Origin of the sequence: Pseudoflavonifractor intestinihominis (assembly GCF_040096055.1) — a bacterium.
GTDB classification, from domain to species: domain Bacteria; phylum Bacillota; class Clostridia; order Oscillospirales; family Oscillospiraceae; genus Pseudoflavonifractor; species Pseudoflavonifractor intestinihominis.
In genome coordinates this window covers 253,867-275,244 of the sequence record NZ_JBBMFK010000001.1, presented here as the reverse complement: position 1 = coordinate 275,244, position 21,378 = coordinate 253,867, and the positions used below count along the sequence as shown (strand labels likewise).

Here is a 21,378-nt window from a genome sequence, read left to right as displayed (position 1 = left end):
GTCCGGCGGCCTTGGACATCTTAAAAAGTTCTTAAACCTTTCCGTTCTTGCCGCTTAAAGTTTTCATGCTAGTATCATTTCAGACATGGGGTGAACAAGTTGTACAACATTCTCATCTGTGACGACGACAGGGACATTGTCTCCGCCCTGGATATCTACCTCACCAGCGAGGGGTACAAGACCTACAAGGCCTACGACGGCCTGGAGGCGCTGAAGATGGTGGACCAGTACGACATCCAGCTGGTGCTGCTGGACGTGATGATGCCCGGACTGGACGGCATCCGCACCACCGCCAAGCTGCGGGAGAGCAAGAACATCCCCATCATCCTGCTCACCGCCAAGAGCGAGGACTCGGACAAGATTCTGGGCCTGAACATCGGCGCCGACGACTACATCACCAAGCCCTTCAACCCCATCGAGGTCATCGCCCGGGTGAAGAGCCAGCTGCGGCGGTACACCACCCTGGGCGGCCGGGAAAAGACCGAGGACCATGTGATCCGCAACGGCGGCATCGCCCTGGACGACGGGGCCAAGTCGGTGACCGTGGACGGGGAGGCCGTGTCCCTCACCCCCATTGAGTACAACATCCTCAAGCTGCTGCTCAAGAGCCCCGGCCGGGTGTACTCCACCAGCCAGATCTACGAGCAGGTGTGGAACGACCCCTCCCTGGGCTCGGAGAACACGGTGGCGGTGCACATCCGCCACCTGCGGGAGAAAATCGAAATCGACCCGGCCAACCCCCGGTACATCAAGGTGGTGTGGGGCCTGGGCTATAAGATGGAGAAGCTGTAAACCCCGGCTTCTCCGGTAAATCAACTGACAGGAGCTGATTTCTGTGAGAAGCCTCAATTCCAGTCCGGTAAACCGGGTGGGGGTCTTCCTCCTGACCATGGTGCTGCTGGCTGCGGCTCTGCTCACCACCCTGCTCACCGCCGCCAACTGGGACGACCTGTGGACCGGCGGCGACTACTACAACAGCAACACCGCCCGGGAGGACATGTACTCCGACCTGAACCAGGTGGAGCAGCTGATAGAGCTCCTGCTGCGGGAGCAGTGGAGCGGGGACCTGTCCTACCTGGAGGAGCAGCAGCTCAGCGGCCTTCAGGAGCGGCTGTCCGCCCAAAACACCAATTTCCGCTACCAGGTCCACGACCAGTCGGGCGCCCTGCTGGCCACCAACCTGGATGGCGCGTCCCTGGAGGGCAGCACCGGGATGCAGATCACCAGCTCCGTGGTCTACACCCAGGGGGACGGGCTGGCCAACGAGGACCACTACCAGGGCAGCTCCCTGCTCATGGTCCGGATCAAGGACGGCTATGTAGCCTGCAATCCGACCTCCAACCCGGAGTCCTACAACGAGTACGGCTACTACTCCGACGGGGAGGAGTTCACCGACTACAACAGCAGCTTTGACACCCGCATCCAGCGGGAGGAGCTGGTGGTCCAGGCGGGCATCGCCAGCCCCATGGCCGTCTCCGACCGGTACTCGGAGAGCCGGGTGGCCTATGTCAACCTCCAGGGCCGCCTGCCCTATGTGGCCTTTGCCGCCCTGATCCTCTGCCTGCTGAGCCTGGCGGGCGTCCGCAGCCTGCTGATGGACTGCTGCCGCCGGCAGGAGGACGGCTCCGTCCTCCTGACCTGGCAGGAGCGGGTGCCCTACGACGTCTACCTGCTGGGCGACTTCTTCCTGGGGGCCGCCCTGCTCTCCGCAGGAGACCAGGTGTCCTTTGTGTACAACCAGGGCAACACCCGGCTCTTTGTGCTGGCGGGCCTGGCTGTGTTTTCCATGGCGGGGGCCGCCCTCGCCATGGGCCTGCTGATGACCACCGCCATCCGCCTGAAAAACCACAATCTGCTGCGCTCCATGCTCCTGTGGCGGATGCTTAGGGCCATGGTCTACGGCCTGTCCCGGATGGTCCACGGCTGGACCATGAGCCGCCGGACCGTGACCCTCTTCCTGCTCTACCTGCTGGGCACCCTGCTCACCGGCCTGACCGTGGTGCTCATCCCGGTGTACCAGGGCTTTGTGCTCTGGTGCCTGTGCCGGTGGACCCGACAGTGGAAGACCATCCGGGCGGGTACGGCGGAGATCGTGGGGGGCAACCCGGACGCCAAGATCAACACCGCCGGCATGTACCGGGACCTGCGGGAGCACGCCGAGCAGCTCAACGACCTGGGCGCCGCAGTGAGCGCGGCAGTGGATCAGCGGATGCAGTCGGAGCGGTTCAAGGCCGAGCTCATCACCAACGTGTCCCACGACCTGAAGACCCCCCTCACCTCCATCATCAACTATGTGGACCTGCTGAAAAAGGAGCCCCTGGACAACCCCAAGGCACTGGAATACCTGGAGGTGCTGGACCGGAAGAGCCAGCGGCTGAAAAAGCTGACCGAGGATCTGGTAGAGGCCAGCAAGGCCTCCACGGGCAGCCTGCCCGTCAGCCTGGAGCGGCTGGGCATCATCCAGTTCGTGGGCCAGGCGTTGGGCGAATATGAGGAGCGGTTCCAGGCCTGCCGCCTGACGGCGGTGTCCACCCTGCCCGCCGACGAGCTGTTCATCTGGGCCGACGGCCGCCACCTGTGGCGGGTCATCGACAACCTGTTCTCCAACTGCTGCAAGTACGCCCTGGAGGGCACCCGCATCTATCTGGACGTGACGTGCTGGGAGGGCATGGTCACCCTGTCGGTGAAGAACATCTCCCGCCAGCAGCTCAACATCCCCCCGGAGCAGCTGATGGAGCGGTTCGTCCGTGGGGAGGAGTCCCGCACCACCGAGGGCTCCGGCCTGGGCCTGTCCATCGCCCGCAGCCTGACCGAGCTCCAGGGCGGCACCTTCCGGCTGGACATCGACGGGGACCTATTCAAGGCCGCCGTGTCCTTCCCCCAGGCGGTGGCTCTGCCCGAGCCCGCCTCCGGCCAGCCCGCCGAACCGGAACAGGCCCCCGATTCCCTGGACCACAGCGCATAAAGCATCTCCGGCACGGGACAATATCCCGTGCCGGAAATTTTTTCGCTTTTTCGCCGGATGCCTCTTTTCAAATGCTCTGTGATATAGTATAATATTTTTAACAGGAATAATTCTCATTATGAGGTGAACTTATGTACGACGTCATCATCATCGGCGGAGGCCCTGCGGGCCTGACGGCCGCCATCTACGCCAGGCGTGCCGGATACGCCACCCTGCTGCTGGAGGGCGGCACCCCCGGCGGCCAGGCGGCCACCACGCCGGATATCGAGAACTGGCCGGGCAGCAAGCAGGTCTCTGGGCCGGATTTTGCCATGAACCTCTACGAGCAGGCCCAGTCCCTGGGCACGGACATCCGCTTTGAGCGGGTGGCCGCTCTGGCCGACCAGGGCACACACAAGATCGTCACCACCGGCGTGGGCGCCTACGAGGGCCGGACGGTCATCATCGCCAACGGCGTCCGCCGCCGGAAGCTGGAGGTGCCCGGCGAGGAGCGGCTGGCCGGCCGGGGCGTCAGCTACTGCGCCACCTGCGACGGCAATTTCTTCCGCGGCAGGGACACGGCGGTGGTGGGCGGCGGCAACACCGCCCTGGAGGACGCCCTGTTCCTGGCCAACATCTGCCCCAACGTGTACCTGGTCCACCGGCGGGATTCCTTCAAGGCGGAGCGGCATCTCATCGACGCCCTGGCCGCCGCGCCCAACATCCACGTGCTCCTGTCCCACAAGGTGCTGGAGGTCCAGGGCGAGCAGACCGTGTCCTCCCTGCTGGTGGAGGGCCCGGAGGGCAGGCGCTCCCTGCCCGTGGCGGGCGTGTTCGCCGCCGTGGGCCTGGCCCCGGACAACCAGGTCTTCTCTCCGCCTCTGGAGCTGAATGAGGCGGGCTATATCGTGGCGGGCGAGGACACCCGCACCAACGTGCCCGGCATCTTTGCCGCCGGGGATACCCGGGTCAAGGACCTGCGCCAGCTGGTCACCGCCGCCGCCGACGGGGCCGCCGCCGCCGCCCAGGCCGGGCGCTATCTCCAGTCCGCTCAATAAAATAAGCGCACCGCCGGACTTGCCTGTTCCGGCGGTGCGCTGTCTGCTCAAAATATGGACCCAACCGCCGTCAGGCTGCCGGCCAGGTCGGCCCGGTAGTCGGCGTGGCCGGGGCGGAGGCTGTTGATGACCACGCCGTCATCCCCCGCCCGGGCGGTGGCGTGGATGTACCGGCCATCCCCCAGGTACATGGCCACATGGCCGGGGAAAAAGAGCAGATCCCCCGGCGCCATCCGCTCCCTGGGGATGGGCCGGACGGGGTATCCCTCCTTGATGGCCGCGTCCCGCCAGATGATCACCCCGCAGAGCATGTAGGCCATGGAGCACAGCCCGGAGCAGTCGATGCCCATGGGGGTCTTTCCGCCCCAGCGGTAGTGGGCGCCCCGGTAGGCCAGAGCCGCGTCCACCAGGGCGGAGCGCATGCCCTCCTGGTCCTCATAGACGGGCGCGGTGTACCTCCGGCCCAGAAAACCGGCCCGGATGTGGCCCTCCCGGCCGTCGGGCAGCAGCACCCGCTGCCAGCCGTCCTTCTCCTCCCCCTCCGGGGCCACCAGGTTCCCCCGCACCAGGGAGGTCACCGGCCAGGCGGCCACGTCGGGCCAGGCCAGTACATCGCAGGCCCCACGGAGCACCACCTTCTTTTCCCGGCCCGCCCAGCGCGCCGCCGTCTCCTCGCCGAAGAGGAGGCACGCCTCCGGTGCGTAGCCGGTGTAGCCGTAGTGGGTGCGCACCAGCCGCCACCCGGTGCCCGTGTCCTCCAGGAGCTCCACGATCATGCCCCCCAGAGCCTCGTCCGCCCGCTCGCACTGGAGCGCCGGCCCGCTCATCAGCGGGCAGATGGCCGCCGTCACAACTGCGCGCATGCTCCATCCTCCTCTCGCTTCCCCGCCGTCTGTGGGCGGTCCCTCTATCAATACGAGGGTAACACAGATTCTATTCCCTGTAAAGCCGGGCGAAAAGGCCGGAAATCGTTCAAAATTTTTCCTTTTATTATCCTGTGTACCTTGGCAGTACATAGAAAATATGGTATGCTTCCGGAAAGTCCGATTTATCGTACAGATTCTGCGCTATGATGGAATGGAAAGGGGGGATGTGCCATGGCGAGAGGCGCGAAGCAAAAGCTCAAACTGCCGCTGCTGGAACGGGCTCTGCTCCGGGAGACCGACGAGGACCACCCCATGACCGTCCAGCAGCTGATCAGCACGCTGGAGGCCCATGAGGTGGGAGCGGAGCGCAAGAGCATCTATGACGACATGGACGCCCTGCGGGAGCTGGGCCTGGACGTCCAGAGCCGGAAGGGAAAATCCCCCGGCTGGTTCATCGGCGGCCGGCTGTTTGAGCTGGCCGAGCTGAAGCTGCTGGTAGACGCGGTGCAGTCCTGCAAGTTCATCACCCGGCGCAAGTCGGACGCACTGATCCACAAGCTGGAGAGCCTTACCAGCCGCCATCAGGCCCGCTCGCTCCAGCGGCAGGTCTATGTGTCCGGCCGGGTAAAGGCCATGAACGAGAGCGTGTACTACAACATCGACAAGCTCCACAGCGCCATTGCCACCGGCAAATCGGTGACATTCCGGTACTTCGAGTACAACGTGCGCAAGGAGAAGGTGTTCCGCCGGGACGGGCGGCGCTACCAGGTGAGCCCCTACGGGCTGATCTGGGACAACGAGAACTACTATCTGGCCGGTTACGACCACCTCCACCGGGAGATGCGCCACTACCGGGTGGACAAGATGGCCGAACTGGCCGTGACCTGTCTGCCCCGCCTGGGGGACGACAGCTGCCGGGACTTCGATCTGTCCACCTACGCCCAGAAGCACTTCGGCATGTTCAGCGGCCGGGAGGCCCAGGTGACCCTCCGCTGCCGGAACCACCTGGTAGGGGTGGTGCTGGACCGGTTCGGGCAGGATGTGATTCTGGTGCCCGACGGGGACGACCACTTCACCGTCACGGTGCGGGCGGTGGTGAGCCCCCAGTTCCTGGGCTGGCTCTTCGGCCTGGGGGCGGGCGCAGAGCTGCTGTCCCCCGCCTGGGCGGTGGATGAGTTCCGCGCTCAGCTCCACAGCGCGGAGGACGCCCTGACCCCGGCCCAGCCGGCGGAGGCGGGCGCCCTGTAAGCAAGACGTTTTTTCTTTCCCTGTCCTGTCCCAGGCGACTTCTCACGGAAAGGAGACATCTCCATGGCAGAACGTATTTTGATTGTGGATGATGAGGATAAACTGAGGGCCCTTGTGGCAAAGCACGCCCGCCACGCGGGCTATGAGATCGCCGAGTGCGCCGACGGCCACGCCGCGGTGGAACGCTGCCGGGAGGGCGGCATCGATCTGGTGGTCCTGGATATCATGCTCCCCGGTCTGGACGGCTACGAGGTCCTGCGCGCCATCCGTACATTTTCCGACATACCGGTGCTCATGCTCTCGGTCCGCGGGGAGGAGCACGACAAGATCCGGGGCTTCAAGCTGGGCGCCGACGACTATATGGTCAAGCCCTTCTCTCCCCGTGAACTGATCTACCGGGTGGCCGCCCTGCTGAAGCGGCGGCGGCCCGTCCCCGCCCCCGACGCCCCCACCCTGGGCACCGGCGGCCTGGTGGTGGACCCGGCGGCCCGCCGGGTGTCGGTGGACGGCAGGCCGGTGGACCTGTCCCCCAAGGAGTTCGACCTGCTCCTCCAGCTGGTCTCCCACCCGGGTACCGCCATGACCCGCCAGGTCCTGCTGGAGACTGTGTGGGGCGCCGACCGTCCCCGGGGCGAGCGCACTCTGGATACCCACATCAAGCAGGTCCGCCGTGCCATCGGCCCCTACGCCCAGTGTATCGTCACCCTCCGGGGGGTGGGGTACCGCTTTGACGATACGCCCGGCCGCTTTTCGTGAGTCCGGCGGGGGAAAACGCCGCCGTCAGCCTGCCGCACCCTGCGGCAGGCTGATTTTTATATTTTGCCTTCCGCAGGCTTCCAAATCGTCCCCATGGACCTCCGTGGGCCTGAACTGCCTATCCCCGGGTGCGTAAAAAGGCATTGTGCGCTTTTTTATAAAACGTTAAAAAAATCTTACTGGATTTCCCCTGTCTTCCCGGTTAGAATATATTCCATATTATATTCCCATTGCACCAGATTACCATTCTGCGCTCCGGCCCGGAGGCCGGAGGCAGCTGTGAGGCGTTTGAGGAATGAACAGACAGCAGCACACCGGGGGCGCCGCCGTCCAGGCCCCGCCCCCACAGAGCAGGCGGCCCATCTCCCCCGCCCATACCGACCCGGAGCAGGGGCTCACCTCCGCCCAGGCGGCGGAGCGGGCCGCGGCGGGGTATGCCAACACCCCGGTGGAGGCCCCCACCAAGACAGAGAAGCAGATCATCCGGGACAATGTGCTCACCTTCTTCAACCTGATCTTCGTGGTGCTGGCGGTGTGCCTGGCGGTGGTGGGCGATTTCCGGGACATGCTCTTTCTGGTGATCGCCATTGCCAACACCCTCATCGGCATCGTCCAGGAGATCCGGTCCAAGCACACCATCGACAAGCTGACCCTGCTCTCCGCACCCAAGGCCACGGCGGTGCGGGACGGCAGGGCGGTCACTCTGCCGGTGGCCAAGCTGGTGCGGGACGACATTGTGGTTTTCTCGGCGGGCAGCCAGATCCCGGCGGACGCGGTGATGGTCTCGGGCAATCTCCAGGTCAACGAGGCCCTCATCACCGGCGAGCCGGACGCCATCCCCAAAGCGGCGGGGGACGAGCTGCTGTCGGGCAGCTTTGTGGTGGCGGGCAGCGGCCGGGCGGTGCTCACCCGGGTGGGCGCCGAGTCCTACGCCGCCCGCCTCACCCTGGAGGCCAAAAAGGGCCACGCCCCCCGCCAGTCCGAGATGATGCGCTCCCTGGACAAGCTCATCCGGGTCATCGGCATCGCCCTCATCCCCATGGGGGTGGCCCTGTTTGTCAAGCAGTACGTTTTCCTGGAGACCGGCATCCGCCACGCCATGACCTCCACGGTGGCCGCCCTGATCGGTATGATCCCCGAGGGGCTCTACCTGCTCACCAGCGTGGCCCTGGCGGTGTCCGTGCTCCGGCTGGCCCGGAAGCGCACCCTGGTCCACGACATGAGCTCCATCGAGACTCTGGCCCGGGTGGACGTGCTCTGCGTGGACAAGACGGGCACCATCACCGAGCCTGGCATGGCGGTGGCCGGCCTGGTGCCCCTGGATGAGGAGCTCTTTCCCGTCCGGACGGTGGAGGCCACCCTCAACGCCTTCTACGCCTCCACCGACGCCGACAACGACACCGCCAAGGCCCTCAAGGCCCGGTTTTCCGGCAAATCGGTGTGGAAGGCGGACAAAGTGATCCCCTTCACCTCGGCCACCAAGTGGAGCGCCGTCACCTTTGTGGGCCACGGCACCTACGTGGTGGGCGCGCCGGAATTCGTCATGGGCCAGCGGTACGCCGACCTGCAGGAGACGGTGGAGGAGTACTCGGCCAAGGGGGAGCGGGTGCTCCTGCTGGCCAGGCATGAGGGCCCCATCACCGGCGGCAGGCTCACCGGGACGCTCTCCCCCATGACCCTCATCCGCATCGCCAACAAGATCCGCCCCGAGGCCCCCGACACCTTCCGGTACTTCGCCCAGCAGGGCGTGGCGGTCAAGGTCATCTCGGGGGACAACCCGGTCACCGTGTCCCAGGTGGCCCTCCAGGCGGGCATCCAGGGGGCGGAGCAGTATGTGGACGCCGCCACCCTCAAGTCGGACGCCGACATCGCCCGGGCGGTGGAGCAGTACACCGTGTTCGGCCGGGTGACCCCCAGCCAGAAGCGGAAGTTCGTCCAGGCCCTGAAAAAGGCGGGCCACACGGTGGCCATGACGGGGGACGGCGTCAACGACGTGCTGGCCCTGAAGGACGCGGACTGCGGCATCGCCATGGCCTCGGGGTCGGACGCCGCCTGCCAGGCCGCCCATCTGGTGCTGCTGGACTCCAACTTCGCCTCCATGCCCCAGGTGGTGCTGGAGGGCCGCCGGGTCATCAACAACATCCAGCGGGCCGCCTCCCTGTTCCTGGTGAAGAATATCTTCTCCTTCCTCCTGTCCCTCATCACCATCTTCGCCACCGCCATGCCCTACCCCTTTGTGCCCCTCCAGCTCTCCCTCATCTCCGCCCTCACCATCGGCGCCCCCTCCTTCTTCCTGGCCCTGGAGCCCAACCGGGCCATCGTCAAGGGCCGGTTCCTGCCCAACGTGCTCAAGCAGGCCTGCCCCGGCGGCCTGACCAACCTGTTTCTGGTGCTGGGGGCAGAGGCCTTTGCCTACGCCTTCTCCTTCTCCACCCAGTCCCTGTCCACCGTGTCCGCCATGCTCATGGCCTTCAACGGTCTGATCGTCCTCTTCTACGTGTGCCGCCCCTTCGACTGGAAGCGGAAGGTGCTGTGGGGGGCCATGACCATTTCCATGGTGGTGTGTGTGGGGTGGTTCGGCTCCCTCTTCTCCCTGGAGCCCCTGACCCTCCAGACCGGGCTGGTGTTCTGCGTGCTTCTGCTGCTGGCCGTGCCCTGCCAGAAGGCCGTGCTCAAGGCGATGGAGCTGTGCAGTCTGGTGCACAGGGCCTTTGTGGCCCGGCTGCGGGCCCGCAGCCGGCTCAAGGTGCTGCCCGAGGACGGGTAAATCAACTGTAAAAATTCAGCTCCGGAACGGCTTCTCGTTCCGGAGCTTTTTTCTGTCAGTACATGGCATCCCAGGCTGTGCTGTGCTGCTGGCAGCGGTATTTGGCGGGCGGAAGGCCGTATTTCTTCTGAAAATCCCGGGCGAAGCTGCTGTGGGATGGGAACGCAAACTGTACCGCCGCCTCCACCACGGTAATATCGGTGGTCAGCAGCAGATACCGGGCGGCCCGCAGCTTCTCCTCCAGGATGTACTCTTTCAGCGTCATGCCCATCTGGCGGTGAAAGAGGGTGGAGAGGTAGTTGGGGGACAGACCACAGTGCGCCGCCAGCTCGGCCACGGAAATTTTGAAGTGCAGGTGCTTGGAGATGTAGTCCCGGCACTCCCGCACCGCCGGCACATAGGACAGCCGATTCTCCCGCACCCGGGCGGCAAAGTCCAGCCCGGCCTGATGGAACATGTTGTACACCGCCTCCGGGTCATCCATCCGGTGGACCACATAGAGATAGGCGTCGGAGAGGCTGTAGGCAACCTCCTGGTCCAGCCCGCCCTCGATGGCAAAGCGGGTGTACAAGGTCACTGCCACGATAAAGGCACAGCGCCACTGGTCCAGATCGTTCTGGGCCATCAGGCCCATTGCGGAACTGCGCCCATAGTGGTGCCTGAGGAAGAGCTGGGCCAGCTTTTCCGGCTCTCCCCCCTTGACATAGAGAAACTGTAAGGTCTCGTCTTTGTAGTTTTCGTGGAACTCCAGGCTCTCCCGCCGCTGGGCCATGAGCCGGTCCATGACAGCTTCCACCTCCGGCGGTGTGGTGTATCTTTTCTCCTCTGTTTCCATTATTTCTATATTGTCCCCTCCATTTTCAACAATTTTTTCTTTCTATTTTTATTATATATGGACATTTTAGAATGTAAAGTAGATTTCGTATATTAACCGTAGAAATCATGTATCCATTTTTTATTCTCACCGGTATGATTTTTTCTGCAGCGTGCGCGAACACAGCGCAGGAAAAAGGAAGGAGAAATGAAAATGGAGCAATCGAAAGCAAAAAAGCCCCTGAGCAAAGGCGCCAAAATCGGCATCGGTGTGGCCATTGCCGTGGTGGTGCTGCTGGCGGCCGTTCTGGTCTACGCCTTTGTCATCACCAATTCCGGCTACTGGTTCCTGTCCAAGTTCAAGGCGGACACCCCTGAGCAGCAGATGTCCTACACCTCCGCCAGCGACACCTCCCGGACCATTGCCGACGAGGGCTTTGTCCTCATGCAGAACAACGAGGACCTGATGCCCCTGGCTACCTCCGCCGAGAGCAAGACCAAGGTCAACGTGTTCGGCATGCGGGCCGTGCAGCTGGTGTACAACGCCGGCGGCTCCGCCGCCTCCGTGGTTGACAAGTGCGTCCGTCTGGAGGACGCCATGGCCGAGGGCAACTATGAGCTCAACCCCGACCTGCTCAACCTCTACTACAACTACTACAAGACCGGCAAGGCCTCCATTGCTCCCACTGAGGCCCCCGGCAACAGCAGCGCCTCCGAGTTCATTACCGAGCCCAGCAACATCACTGTCCCCGACGTGCCCGGCGAGATCCTCACCGACACCTCCCTCTATGACGACGGCCGCTCCATCCTGGACCACGCCTACGACTACTCCGACGTGGCCATGATCTTCGTCGGCCGGGGCGGCAGCGAGGTCTTTGACTTCACTCCCTCCCTGCTCCAGCTCTCCGAGGACGAGGCCTCCATGGTGGACGCGGTGTGCTCCAAGTTCGACAAGGTCATCCTGGTGCTCAACACCGCCAACGCCATGGAGCTGGACTTCCTGCGGGATTATCCCCAGATCAAGAGCGTGCTGTGGATCGGCTACCCCGGTGAGGCGGGCATCCACTCCCTGGTGCGCATCCTCAGCGGCGAGGTGAACCCCTCCGGCCGCCTGGCCGACACCTGGCTCGTGGACAACCTGGCCACTCCCGCCGCCAACAACTACCTCCAGCTGGAGTCCGACGGCACCTGGAACGCCAACAGCTACCACTACACCAACGCCCCCGATGACGCCGGCTATTTCACTCAGTACAGCGAGGGCATCTACGTGGGCTACAAGTACTTTGAGACCCGCAACGACACCGACGAGAGCTATGACTACGACAGCGAGGTCATGTTCCCCTTCGGCTCCGGCCTGTCCTACACCACCTTTGACAAGGACATCATGGCCATCAACGAGGACAGCGGCGTGATCACCGTCCGGGTGGAGGTCACCAACACCGGCGACGTGGCCGGCAAGGACGTGCTGGAGATCTACTACAATCCCCCCTACACCGGCGCCATTGAGAAGTCCACGGTGAATCTGGTGGCCTTCAAGAAGACCAACCTGATCGAGCCCGGCGCCACCGAATACTACTCCATCGAGTTCAACGTGGAGGACATGGCCTCCTACGACTATACCACCAACAAGGCCTGGACCCTGGAGGCCGGCGACTACATCATCTCCCTGCGGAACAACTCCCACGACGTGGTGGACCAGGAGACCTGGAGCCTGGCCGACGACATCATCTACAACGATGCCAACGACGGCAAGCGCTCCTGTGATCTGGTGTCCGTCACCAACCTGTTTGACGACGCCATGGGTCCCGACGACTTCCTGACCCGTGAGTGGAACCAGGACAGCCGCGCCTTCACCGGCCCCAAGGAGGAGGACTTTACCGCTTCCCAGGCCGTTCTGGACGCCATCAACGGCTGCTCCATCCCCACCGACGCGGAGCTGGGCCTGACCGAGGCCGACCTGCCCGCCGTTGGCGTGACCCTGGACACCCCCATCATGCTCTCCGACATGAAGGGCGTGGCCAAGGACGACCCCAAGTGGGACGAGTTCGTCTCCCAGCTGACCCTGGACGAGATGGCCCTACTCTCCGGCAACGGCGCCTGGCACATTGAGGGCCTGGAGCGGCTGGGCGTGCCCTTCACCCGCACCCCCGACGGCTCCGTCTGCGTGGGCGCCTCTACCTACTCCGGCGCCATCATGGGCACCGACGCCGCAGGCATCACCTACCCCTGCCCGGTGGTCACCGCCTCCTCCTGGAACGAGGACATCGCCTACATGATGGGCACCAGCGCGGGCAGCGAGGCCCAGGTCAACGGCTATGCCGGCTGGTACGCCCCCGCTATGGATACCCACCGCACTGCCTTCAATGGCCGCAACTTTGAGTACTACTCCGAGGACAGCCTCCTGGCCGGCACCATCGCCTCCAACGTGGTCCGGGGCGCCACCGACAAGGGCGTCATCTCCTTTGTCAAGCACTTCGCCCTCAATGAGCGCGAGTCCAACGACCGCAACCAGCTCTTCTCCTGGTGCAACGAGCAGGCCATGCGGGAGATCTACCTGAAGCCCTTTGAGATGGCCATCAAGGAGGGCGGCTCCCTGGGCGTCATGTCCTCCTTCAACTACATCGGCACTGAGTGGGCGGGCGCCAACTCCACCCTGCTCACCGACCTGCTCCGGGATGAGTGGGGCTTTGAGGGCCTGGTCATCACCGACGCCCACGTCTACCCCTACATGGACACCATCGCCATGTCCTACGCCGGCGGCGACCTGTCTCTGGACGCCGTAGGCGCTTGGGCTCCCTTCGACTCCCACGCCGGGCAGCTTCTGGACGCCGCCAAGAACCCCGACACCCAGATCGGCATGACCCGGAACCTGTTCCGCGCCAGCAAGAACATCCTCTACGCCGTCTGCCAGACCTGGGCGGTGGAGTAATTCCGCTCCGAATCCATGCAAAAGCGCGGCCCCATATATGGGGCCGCGCTTTTTTATCTCTTATTCCGTATACCCGAACAGTCCCCGGACCGACACGTCCCCGGCGTTGACGGTCTCCCGGGCGCCGTCCTCCCGACGGACAATGAGGGAGAAGTCGTCGGCCAGGTCCTCGGCCACGCCGGTAAAGGTCTCGTTGCCCCGGAACACCCGCACCGGTTTTCCCAGGGTGAGGCAGTCCCTGCGGTAGCGCTCGTACCAGCTGTCCCGCCGGGCGGGAAAGTCCCGGTACATGCGGTCCAGAGCCCGCAGCAGGGCAACGGCCAGGTCGGCGCGGCGGGGCGCCCGGCCCAGGGCCTGGGCCAGGGAGATGGCCACCGGCGCGGCCACCGGGCCGAAGTCGGCCGCCTGCTGGCTCACGTTGATGCCGATGCCCACCGCCGCGTACTGGAGGCGGGCGCTCTCCCCCTCCATGCCCAGTTCGGTGAGGATGCCGCACAGCTTCCGCCCCTCCAGCACCAGGTCGTTGGTCCACTTGATGCCGGGCCGGAGGCCGCACACCGCCTCCACCGCGTCGCACACCGCCACTGCCGTCCAGGCCGTGAGCCACATCAGCTCGTCCAGGGTGCACTCAGGCCGCAGCAGCACGGAGCAGTACAGGCCCTTTCCCGCCGGGGACTCGAACTGCCGCCCCCGGCGGCCACGGCCGCCGGTCTGCTCCTCGGAGAGCACCGCCAGGCCCTCGGGCCTGCCCGCCAGGGCCTGCCGTTTCACCTCGCTGTTGGTGGAGTCCACGGTGGGCAGGCACAGGAGCTCCCGGCCCACCAGACAGCCGCCCAGCGCCCCGGCCAGCTCTCCGGCGGTGAGCAGGTCGGGAGACTCCTCCAGCCGGTAGCCCCGGTTGGTGGCGGAGGAGATCACATATCCCTCCTGCCGGAGGGCCTCCACCGCCTTCCACACCGCCGCCCGGGACACCCCCAGCTCCTTGCTCATGGCCTCCCCGGACAGGGGGCCCTCCCCCTGTTTCAGCAGCGCCAGCACCTGATCCCGCAGCACGTCTCTCTCCCCTTTCTCTGTTTTGTGTTCCATTGTATCCCCCGGGCACCGCTGCCGTCAACCATGATTGTAATCTGTTTTCAAATTTTAGTTGACAATTCTGCAATTGTAAACTATTCTATTTCAGAAGTTTACAACTGTCCCGGCCCTGCGCCGGGTGAGAGGAGTCTGCTATGAAGACGAGAAATCTGGTCCTCACCGGGGTCATGGCCGCCCTGCTGGCGGTCTGCGCCTGGATCTCCATCCCCACTACAGTGCCCTTCACCCTCCAGACCATGGGGGTGTTCCTGGCGGTGGGGCTGCTGGGGGGCAAGCTGGGCTCCCTGGCGGTGGGGGTGTATCTGCTGCTGGGGGCGGTGGGGCTGCCCGTGTTCTCCCACTTTACCGGCGGCATCGGCGCCCTGGCGAGCACCACTGGCGGCTATCTGCTGGGCTTCCTGCTCATCGCCCTGGTGATGTGGGCCGCCGAGGCCCTGCTGGGCAAGGGACCCCTGGTCTACCTGGGCTCCGCCGTGGTGGGGCTGGCGGTGTGCTACCTGTTCGGCTCGGTGTGGTTCCTGTACCTCTACTCCGCCGGCGGCGCGTCGGCGGACATGCTGACGGTGCTGGGCTGGTGCGTGTTCCCCTTCATTGTACCCGACCTTATCAAGCTGGCCCTGGCCTTTGCCCTCGCCCGGCGGCTGGCTCCGGCCCTGTCCAGGCAGCGGGCCTGACCGGGCATATCCCGTCCCTCCCTCCCATATAGATGGTACAGAGATTGAAAGGGAGGGACGTACCATGCCCTATGAGGAAAAATCCATCCGTACCGACGCGCCCCACCACCTGATCCTGGAGGGCCGGGAGCAGCTCTCGGTCTCCGGCGTGGAGGAGGTGGAGAGCTTTGACGAGACCCAGATCGTCATGTACACCACCAAGGGGACGCTGATCGTCCGGGGCGGAGACCTGCACATTGAGAAGCTGAGCCTGGACGGCGGGGACCTGAAGGTGGAGGGGGAGATCGACTCCCTCACCTACGAGGACAGCGGCCGGGACAAGGGCGGGCTGTTCTCCCGGCTGTTTCGCTGAGGGGGCGGGCCATGGAGATCTCGGTGGCCGGGCAGGCCTTCTCCCTTGCCGCCGCCCTGGTGCTGGGGGCCCTGGTGGGGGTGCTGTACGACCTGTTCCGGGTGCTCCGGGTCCGGGTGCGCCTGCCCCTGCTGGGGGGCGCGCTGGACCTGCTGTTCTGGCTGGCGGTGACCGTCTCCCTCTTCGTGTTCACCACTGCCGTGGGGGACGGACGGGTCCGCCTCTTCCACATCGGCGCCATCTTCCTGGGCGCGGTTGGGTACTTCCTCCTGCTCAGCCGCTGGGCCCTGAAGCTGGGCTATCTGCTGGCCGACCTGGCGGGCATGCTGTGGCGTTTTGTCCTTCTGCCGGTGACACTGCTGAGGACCCTGAGTAAAAAAATTAAAAAACTTGCGAAAAATCACTTTCATTATAAGCGGAGATGGTATAAAATAAAGCAAATACCCGAAGAGATGGCGCAAGCTGCCCGCAGGCGGGCGGCGCGCGGAGAAGGAGGAGCCGGTTATGAAGGTCAAACGCGCGGGACTGCTCACCAAGATCGTCGTACTGGCGCTCCTCATCGGCCTGTCCATCGCCCTGCTGGATCTGCGGAGCCGGCTGGAGGACGCCCAGGCCCAGAAGGCCGCGCTCACCGCCCAGGTGGACGCCCAGACCCAGGTCAACGCCGACCTGTCCGACGCCGTGGAAAACAGCGATGACCCCAAGCGGCAGCAGGATATCGCGCGGGACTCTTTGGGCCTTGTGCTCCCCGGCGAAAAGATCCTGCGGATCACCGAGTAGCGCATCCTGCCGGGTGAATTTTTAAGGAGGATATATCGGTCAGTATGGAGTTTGGTGTTGGTTCTATCCTGGAGGGTAAGGTTACAGGTCTTACGAAGTTCGGTGCGTTCGTGTCGCTGCCCGAGGGCAAATCCGGCCTCGTGCACATTTCCGAGATCGCCTATTCCTATGTGAATGACGTCAAGGACTACTTAAAAGAGGGTCAGGAGGTCAAGGTCAAGGTCATCGGCATTGACGAGAACGGCCGCATCAACCTCTCCATTAAGAAGGCGATGGATCCTCCTCCCCGCCCCGCCGGCCAGGGCCGGCCCATGGGCGGTTCCCGTCCCGCCGGCGGCGGGCGGTCCGGCGGCTTCGGCCGGGGCCCTGCGGCCCCCCGCGAGCCCGCCAGCTTTGAGGACAAGCTCAAGCAGTTTATGCAGGCCTCGGACAGCAAGCTCTCCGAGCTCCACTACACGGAGAAGCGGAGCAGCAACCGCCGCGGCGGCCGGAAATAAGCGCTCAGCATCCGCGCAGCCTGTCGAACCCGGTGGTTCGGCAGGCTGCTTTTTTCGCTCCGGCGCAAAACTTCATGCGCCAAGCGCATACCACGAAAACAGGTAAATGCCTGTGGCGCATGAAGTTTATGCGCATATGGGCCGTCCCGGCCCATGCGCTGTGATTTTATGGCCGTGCCGCTGGAAGCGGCACATGACCGGTTTTTGCTATGCTTTTGCATAGCAAAAAAAGAACGCCCGTTTCCGGGCGTCCAAGGTGCGCGGGAGAATGGAATGAGTTCCCTTGCTGGAATTGAGGTGGATTGCATATTGGATGAGCTGCAAGCATAATATAACTCTTTTTCCTATATTTGTCAAACACTACTTTTGTCGAAAGGACGGGATTTCTTTGCTGATCACCAACGGAATTCTGCACACCATGGACGGTCCCATCATTGAGAACGGCTTTGTCCACGTGGAGGGGGACAAGATCGTGGCCGTGGGGCCCATGTCCGCCCTGCCGGAGGGAATCGACGGCCCGGTGGTGGACGCGGCTGGCCGCCACGTCTACCCCGGCCTGGTGGACGCCCACTGCCATCTGGGCATGTTCGGCGACGCCCTGGGCTTTGAGTCGGACGACGGCAACGAGTCCACCGACCCCTGCACCCCCCACCTGCGGGCCATCGACGCGGTCAACGCCCTGGACCGCTGCTTTGCCGACGCCCGCGCCGGCGGCGTCACCTGCGTGCTCACCGGCCCGGGCAGCGCCAACCCCATTGCCGGCCAGTTCGCCGCCCTCAAGACCAACGGCCGCTGGGTGGACCAGATGATCGTGGCCGCCCCGGTGGCCATGAAGTTCGCCCTGGGCGAGAACCCCAAGAACGTGTACAACGAGCGGAAGGAGACCCCCGTCACCCGGATGGCCACCGCGGCCATCATCCGGGAGAACCTGTCCAAGGCCCTGGAGTACATGGACAAGCAGAACAAGGCCGATGAGGACCCGGAGGCGGACATGCCCGACTTTGACGCCAAGCTGGAGGCCCTGGTGCCCGTGCTGAAGGGCACCCTGCCCGTCCACTGCCACGCCCACCGGGCGGACGACGTGGCCACCGCCGTGCGCCTGGCCAAGGAGTTCGGCCTGCAGCTGGTGGTGGTCCACGGCACCGAGGCCTATCTCATCTCCGACCTGCTGGCCCAGGAGGGGATTCCCGTCATCACCGGCCCCTGCCTCACCGACCGGAGCAAGCCGGAGCTGGGCGGCCAGAATCAGGAGAATCCGGTCATCCTGGCCAAGGCCGGGGTGAAGGTGGCCATCTGCACCGACCACCCGGTCATCCCGGTCCAGTACCTGCCCATCTGCGCCGCCATGGCGGTGCGGGCCGGCATGGACGAGGAGGACGCCCTGGCCGCCATCACCATCAACCCGGCGGTCATCGCCGGCATCGACGGCCGGGTGGGCTCTCTCACCCCCGGCAAGGACGCCGACATCGTCCTCTCCACCGGCCACCCCCTGGACTGGAAGAGCAAGGTGGAGCAGGTGTACATCGGCGGCGTCCGGGTGAATTGAGGAGGTGGCTGCCATGCGTGAGATCCGGTTTGACGACATTGTGACTGCCGTGCGGGATGCCTGCATCAGGGCCAACACCGTGCTGCCCGACGACCTGTGCGGGGCCATCCGGGCCGCCGGGGAGACCGAGGAGTCCCCGGTGGGCCGGGCTATCCTGGGGGATCTGGAGGAGAACTTCACCTTCGCCGCCCAGCGGGGCCTGCCCATCTGCCAGGACACCGGCATGGCGGTGGTCTTTCTGGAGCTGGGCCAGGAGGCCCACATCACCGGCGGATTGTTGGAGGACGCGGTGAATGAGGGCGTCCGCCGGGGCTATCTGGAGGGCGCCCTCCGGTGCTCGGTGGTGCGGGACCCCCTCCGCCGGGAGAACACCGGGGACAACACCCCCGCCGTCCAGTACCTGCGCCTCACCGAAGGCGACCAGCTCACCATCACCGTGGCCCCCAAGGGCTTCGGCAGCGAGAACATGACCAAGCTGAAGATGTTCACCCCCGCCGCCGGGCGGCAGGAGATTCTGGACTTTATCGTGGAGTCGGTGTCCCTGGCCGGGTCCAACCCCTGCCCGCCGGTAGTGGTGGGCGTAGGCCTGGGCGGCACGTCGGACCGGGCGGCCCTGCTGGCCAAGCGGGCCCTGCTCCGCCCTGTGGACCAGCTCAGCGCCGACCCCTTCTACGCGGAGATGGAGGCGGAGGCCCTGGAGCGCATCAACGCCCTGGGCATCGGCCCCCAGGGCCTGGGGGGCCGCACCACCGCACTGTCGGTGGCCATCCTGCCCGCCCCCACCCACATCGCCGGCCTGCCCTGCTGCGTCAACCTGGGCTGCCACGTCACCCGCCACGCCAGCGTAACACTTTGAGCATTTCTCTCCGTTGTTCACAAATTGTTGTAGCTTTTTCTTCGTAGTGTGGTATAATTAAGACAAGGAAGCCGGGCCACTCCGCTTCCAACGAGTGCCCTCCCCAAAGGGCGGAAGGAGCTGACAACTATGAAGTTCGTGTTCACAGACAAGAAGGTCAACCTGCCCCGCAAGGTGCATGCCTATGCCGAGAAGAAGGTGGGCAAGCTGGACCGTTATTTTAAGGCGGACGCGGAGGCCGCCATCGTCTTCAGTGTCGAAAAGGACCGCAACAACGTAGAGCTGACCATTCGCTCCGCCGGTACCATCATCCGCGTCTCGGAGAGCACCTCCGATATGTTCGCCACCATCGACGCCGCCGTGGCCTCTGTGGAGCGCCAGCTGCGTAAGAATAAGGCCCGCCTGGAGAAGCGCCTGCGCCAGGACGCCTTCGTCCGCTCTGTGGACGAGGATGAGGTCTCCTCCTTTGTCCCCGACACCGACGAGGAGGAGGAGTTCCGCATCGTCCGCACCAAGAAGTTCCCCATCCGGCCCATGACCGTGGAGGAGGCCATTCTCCAGATGAACTTGGTGGACCACACCTTCTTCGCCTTCCGGGACGCCGACGCCGACAGTTCCTTCGCCGTGGTGTACAAGCGCAACGACGGCGGGTACGGCCTCATCGTGGACGAGCCGTAACAACAGCATACAGCGAGGCGGCCGCCCTTCCGGGCGGCCGCCTCTTTTTATTATGGTTTCTGCGGTGCGATGCTGGCGGTATCGTATTGCTTCAGAATCAGGTCATAGGCCTCCTGGGGGGTGACGCCGTCCAGGTTGTACTGCACCAGCACATTTTCGCTCTCGTAGTAGACCGAGAAGTTTCCGCGCCAGCTGTCCACGTCGCCGCTGTCGTCGTCCACGTAGCGCATCCGGGCGGCGACCACCTCGGGCGTCACGTCCTCAACGGCGAACACCGGGTTGTCGAACTCCTGCCAGTATTCCTCGGGCACCGATTCGCCGTAAGGGATAGTGTACAGGCTCACGTCGTACTTCTCCCGGTCCGCCGGGTCGATGAGGGCGAAGTCCACCCAGGTATCCGCGTCCCGAATGTCGATGGAGAGATTGGTGTAATACCCCGACCAGTTGAGGGTCAGGTAATCCCGGTTCTGGCCCCACTCCCGCCAGGCCCCATCAAAGGTGAAGCCGTCGGGCACATCCGTGGGGACATAAGCGCCGAATTTCTCGTCGGCCATGGCCTCCTCCCAGGTGAGCACCTGGCTGCCCCAGTCGGGGATCTCGCCGTCATAGACCAGCAGGCTGTCCAGGTACAGCTTTGTCCCGGCAAATGTATTGGCCGCCTGGGTACACATCAGGGCTGCGTCCTCCTCCTCCAGCTGCCGGGCCTCAAAGTTCAGCCCCGCGTCTCCCGACATCATGGTGATCTCGTAGATATAGCCCATCTCCCCGCTGTCGTCCCAGCCGTACCGGCCGCTCTTGCTGCCGTAGACTGTGACGCCGTTGAGATCGGTGGAGGTCTGATTGGGGGCAATCATATCGGTCAGGGGGTAATCCCCCGGCCGGACCGTGAGGGTGAAGCCGTTGTGCTCGTTGCTCCGGCTGACGCCGTTGAGCCAAAGCTGCCACAGGTTCCCCTCCCCGTCGTAGACGGCCTTTCCGGTGATGTCGTACCCCACCCAGTACAGGGACCAGGGGGCGTCCTCCGCCCCGGGGCCGGCGAGCAGCTCCACCATCTGCGCCCGGGTCAGCTGCTCCTCAAACCAGCCGTCCGGATAGGCGATGGAGGCGCAGATCTCAGGAGCATCTCCGTACTCCACCCCCTGGATGTTAAAGCTGCTGTGGGGCTGGCCGTCAAAGGGGTCCTCCGGCGAGAGGACATATTCGCTGTCCCGGTCCGCCGTGATGGGGGCCGTGCTCTCCGGGTCGGGGGCAGTGGCCTCCGGCCCGGCGGTGCTCTGAACGTGGGGGCCCTCCTCCAGCGTCTGGCTGGGGCCGGTGTCCCCGCCGGGCAGGCGGTAGGCCCGCCAGACACCCAGGGCCGCCAGGCACACCAGGGCGGCGCAGGCTGCCGCGGCCAGCCATCGGGCAGGTGTGTTCCACCGGACGGGCGTCCGCCTCCCCTCCAGGGCATCCATCAGGGCCCGGTGCTCCTCCGGGCTCACCTTCACCCGGTCCATATAAGAACGGTAGTGTTCCATGCTGT

Annotated in this window: 18 protein-coding genes and 1 pseudogene; 15 read left to right on the top strand and 4 right to left on the bottom strand. The window is 64.6% G+C overall.

Annotated elements, in window-relative coordinates:
* The first annotated feature begins 99 nt into the window (after positions 1-99).
* The 3 genes from WMO64_RS01275 to trxB all read left to right on the top strand — a co-directional run bounded on the left by WMO64_RS01275 (position 100) and on the right by trxB (position 4,002).
* The gene (locus tag WMO64_RS01275; RefSeq protein WP_349230745.1) at positions 100-792 is read left to right on the top strand and encodes a response regulator transcription factor; all 693 of its coding nucleotides are present in this window, start codon (positions 100-102) and stop codon (positions 790-792) included.
* Between the two features lie 43 nt (positions 793-835).
* On the top strand, positions 836-2,965 hold the full coding sequence (locus WMO64_RS01270; protein WP_349230744.1) for a sensor histidine kinase: 2,130 nt from the start codon (positions 836-838) through the stop codon (positions 2,963-2,965).
* 131 nt (positions 2,966-3,096) lie between these two features.
* Positions 3,097-4,002 carry a thioredoxin-disulfide reductase gene (gene trxB / locus WMO64_RS01265; RefSeq protein ID WP_349230743.1) on the top strand — a complete coding sequence of 302 codons (906 nt, stop codon included), beginning with the start codon at positions 3,097-3,099 and terminating at the stop codon, positions 4,000-4,002.
* A 47-nt stretch (positions 4,003-4,049) separates the two neighbouring features.
* Here trxB and WMO64_RS01260 read toward each other — a convergent pair whose 3' ends face one another.
* Complete coding sequence (locus WMO64_RS01260; RefSeq protein ID WP_349230742.1) at positions 4,050-4,865, bottom strand: C40 family peptidase; 816 nt, start codon at positions 4,863-4,865, stop codon at positions 4,050-4,052.
* A gap of 234 nt (positions 4,866-5,099) precedes the next feature.
* Here WMO64_RS01260 and WMO64_RS01255 point away from each other — a divergent pair, with 234 nt between their 5' ends.
* From WMO64_RS01255 to WMO64_RS01245, 3 genes are all read left to right on the top strand, one after another.
* Complete coding sequence (locus tag WMO64_RS01255; RefSeq protein ID WP_294519000.1) at positions 5,100-6,116, top strand: helix-turn-helix transcriptional regulator; 1,017 nt, start codon at positions 5,100-5,102, stop codon at positions 6,114-6,116.
* A 63-nt stretch (positions 6,117-6,179) separates the two neighbouring features.
* Positions 6,180-6,872: a response regulator transcription factor gene (locus tag WMO64_RS01250; protein ID WP_294519003.1), complete on the top strand. Its 693-nt coding sequence runs from the start codon at positions 6,180-6,182 to the stop codon at positions 6,870-6,872.
* Between the two features lie 295 nt (positions 6,873-7,167).
* The gene (locus WMO64_RS01245; protein ID WP_349230741.1) at positions 7,168-9,639 is read left to right on the top strand and encodes a cation-translocating P-type ATPase; all 2,472 of its coding nucleotides are present in this window, start codon (positions 7,168-7,170) and stop codon (positions 9,637-9,639) included.
* Positions 9,640-9,694: 55 nt separating this feature from the next.
* Here the strand turns inward: WMO64_RS01245 and WMO64_RS01240 are convergent, their stop codons facing one another.
* A complete protein-coding gene (locus tag WMO64_RS01240) occupies positions 9,695-10,423 on the bottom strand; it encodes a helix-turn-helix transcriptional regulator (protein WP_349230740.1) in 729 nt (242 codons plus the stop codon).
* A gap of 243 nt (positions 10,424-10,666) precedes the next feature.
* On the opposite strand from WMO64_RS01240, the gene WMO64_RS01235 reads away from it, so the two are divergent.
* Positions 10,667-13,381, top strand: a complete 2,715-nt coding sequence (locus WMO64_RS01235) for a glycoside hydrolase family 3 protein (RefSeq protein ID WP_349230739.1) — start codon at positions 10,667-10,669, stop codon at positions 13,379-13,381.
* 60 nt (positions 13,382-13,441) lie between these two features.
* Here WMO64_RS01235 and WMO64_RS01230 read toward each other — a convergent pair whose 3' ends face one another.
* Positions 13,442-14,467, bottom strand: a complete 1,026-nt coding sequence (locus tag WMO64_RS01230; protein WP_294519014.1) for a biotin--[acetyl-CoA-carboxylase] ligase — start codon at positions 14,465-14,467, stop codon at positions 13,442-13,444.
* Positions 14,468-14,607: 140 nt separating this feature from the next.
* Here WMO64_RS01230 and WMO64_RS01225 point away from each other — a divergent pair, with 140 nt between their 5' ends.
* The 8 genes and pseudogenes from WMO64_RS01225 (at position 14,608) to hpf (ending at position 19,856) form a co-directional block, all read left to right on the top strand.
* Complete coding sequence (locus WMO64_RS01225) at positions 14,608-15,147, top strand: biotin transporter BioY (RefSeq protein ID WP_349230738.1); 540 nt, start codon at positions 14,608-14,610, stop codon at positions 15,145-15,147.
* 64 nt (positions 15,148-15,211) lie between these two features.
* Positions 15,212-15,499, top strand: a complete 288-nt coding sequence (yabP, locus tag WMO64_RS01220) for a sporulation protein YabP (protein ID WP_294519020.1) — start codon at positions 15,212-15,214, stop codon at positions 15,497-15,499.
* A gap of 11 nt (positions 15,500-15,510) precedes the next feature.
* Positions 15,511-15,771, top strand: a pseudogene (gene yabQ / locus WMO64_RS17095) (spore cortex biosynthesis protein YabQ); the annotation flags it as partial.
* 232 nt (positions 15,772-16,003) lie between these two features.
* Positions 16,004-16,279 (top strand): FtsB family cell division protein, encoded by a 276-nt coding sequence (locus tag WMO64_RS01215; RefSeq protein WP_006571067.1) that lies wholly within the window; start codon positions 16,004-16,006, stop codon positions 16,277-16,279.
* Between the two features lie 44 nt (positions 16,280-16,323).
* Positions 16,324-16,776, top strand: a complete 453-nt coding sequence (locus tag WMO64_RS01210; protein ID WP_294519027.1) for a S1 RNA-binding domain-containing protein — start codon at positions 16,324-16,326, stop codon at positions 16,774-16,776.
* 388 nt (positions 16,777-17,164) lie between these two features.
* Positions 17,165-18,322, top strand: coding sequence for an amidohydrolase (locus tag WMO64_RS01205; protein ID WP_294519030.1), 1,158 nt, complete (start codon positions 17,165-17,167; stop codon positions 18,320-18,322).
* Between the two features lie 13 nt (positions 18,323-18,335).
* Complete coding sequence (locus tag WMO64_RS01200) at positions 18,336-19,178, top strand: fumarate hydratase (RefSeq protein WP_349230737.1); 843 nt, start codon at positions 18,336-18,338, stop codon at positions 19,176-19,178.
* Between the two features lie 129 nt (positions 19,179-19,307).
* The gene (gene hpf, locus WMO64_RS01195) at positions 19,308-19,856 is read left to right on the top strand and encodes a ribosome hibernation-promoting factor, HPF/YfiA family (protein WP_349230736.1); all 549 of its coding nucleotides are present in this window, start codon (positions 19,308-19,310) and stop codon (positions 19,854-19,856) included.
* 50 nt (positions 19,857-19,906) lie between these two features.
* On the opposite strand, the gene WMO64_RS01190 is transcribed toward hpf, so the two are convergent.
* Positions 19,907-21,373, bottom strand: coding sequence for a hypothetical protein (locus WMO64_RS01190; protein WP_349230735.1), 1,467 nt, complete (start codon positions 21,371-21,373; stop codon positions 19,907-19,909).
* Positions 21,374-21,378 lie beyond the last annotated feature (5 nt).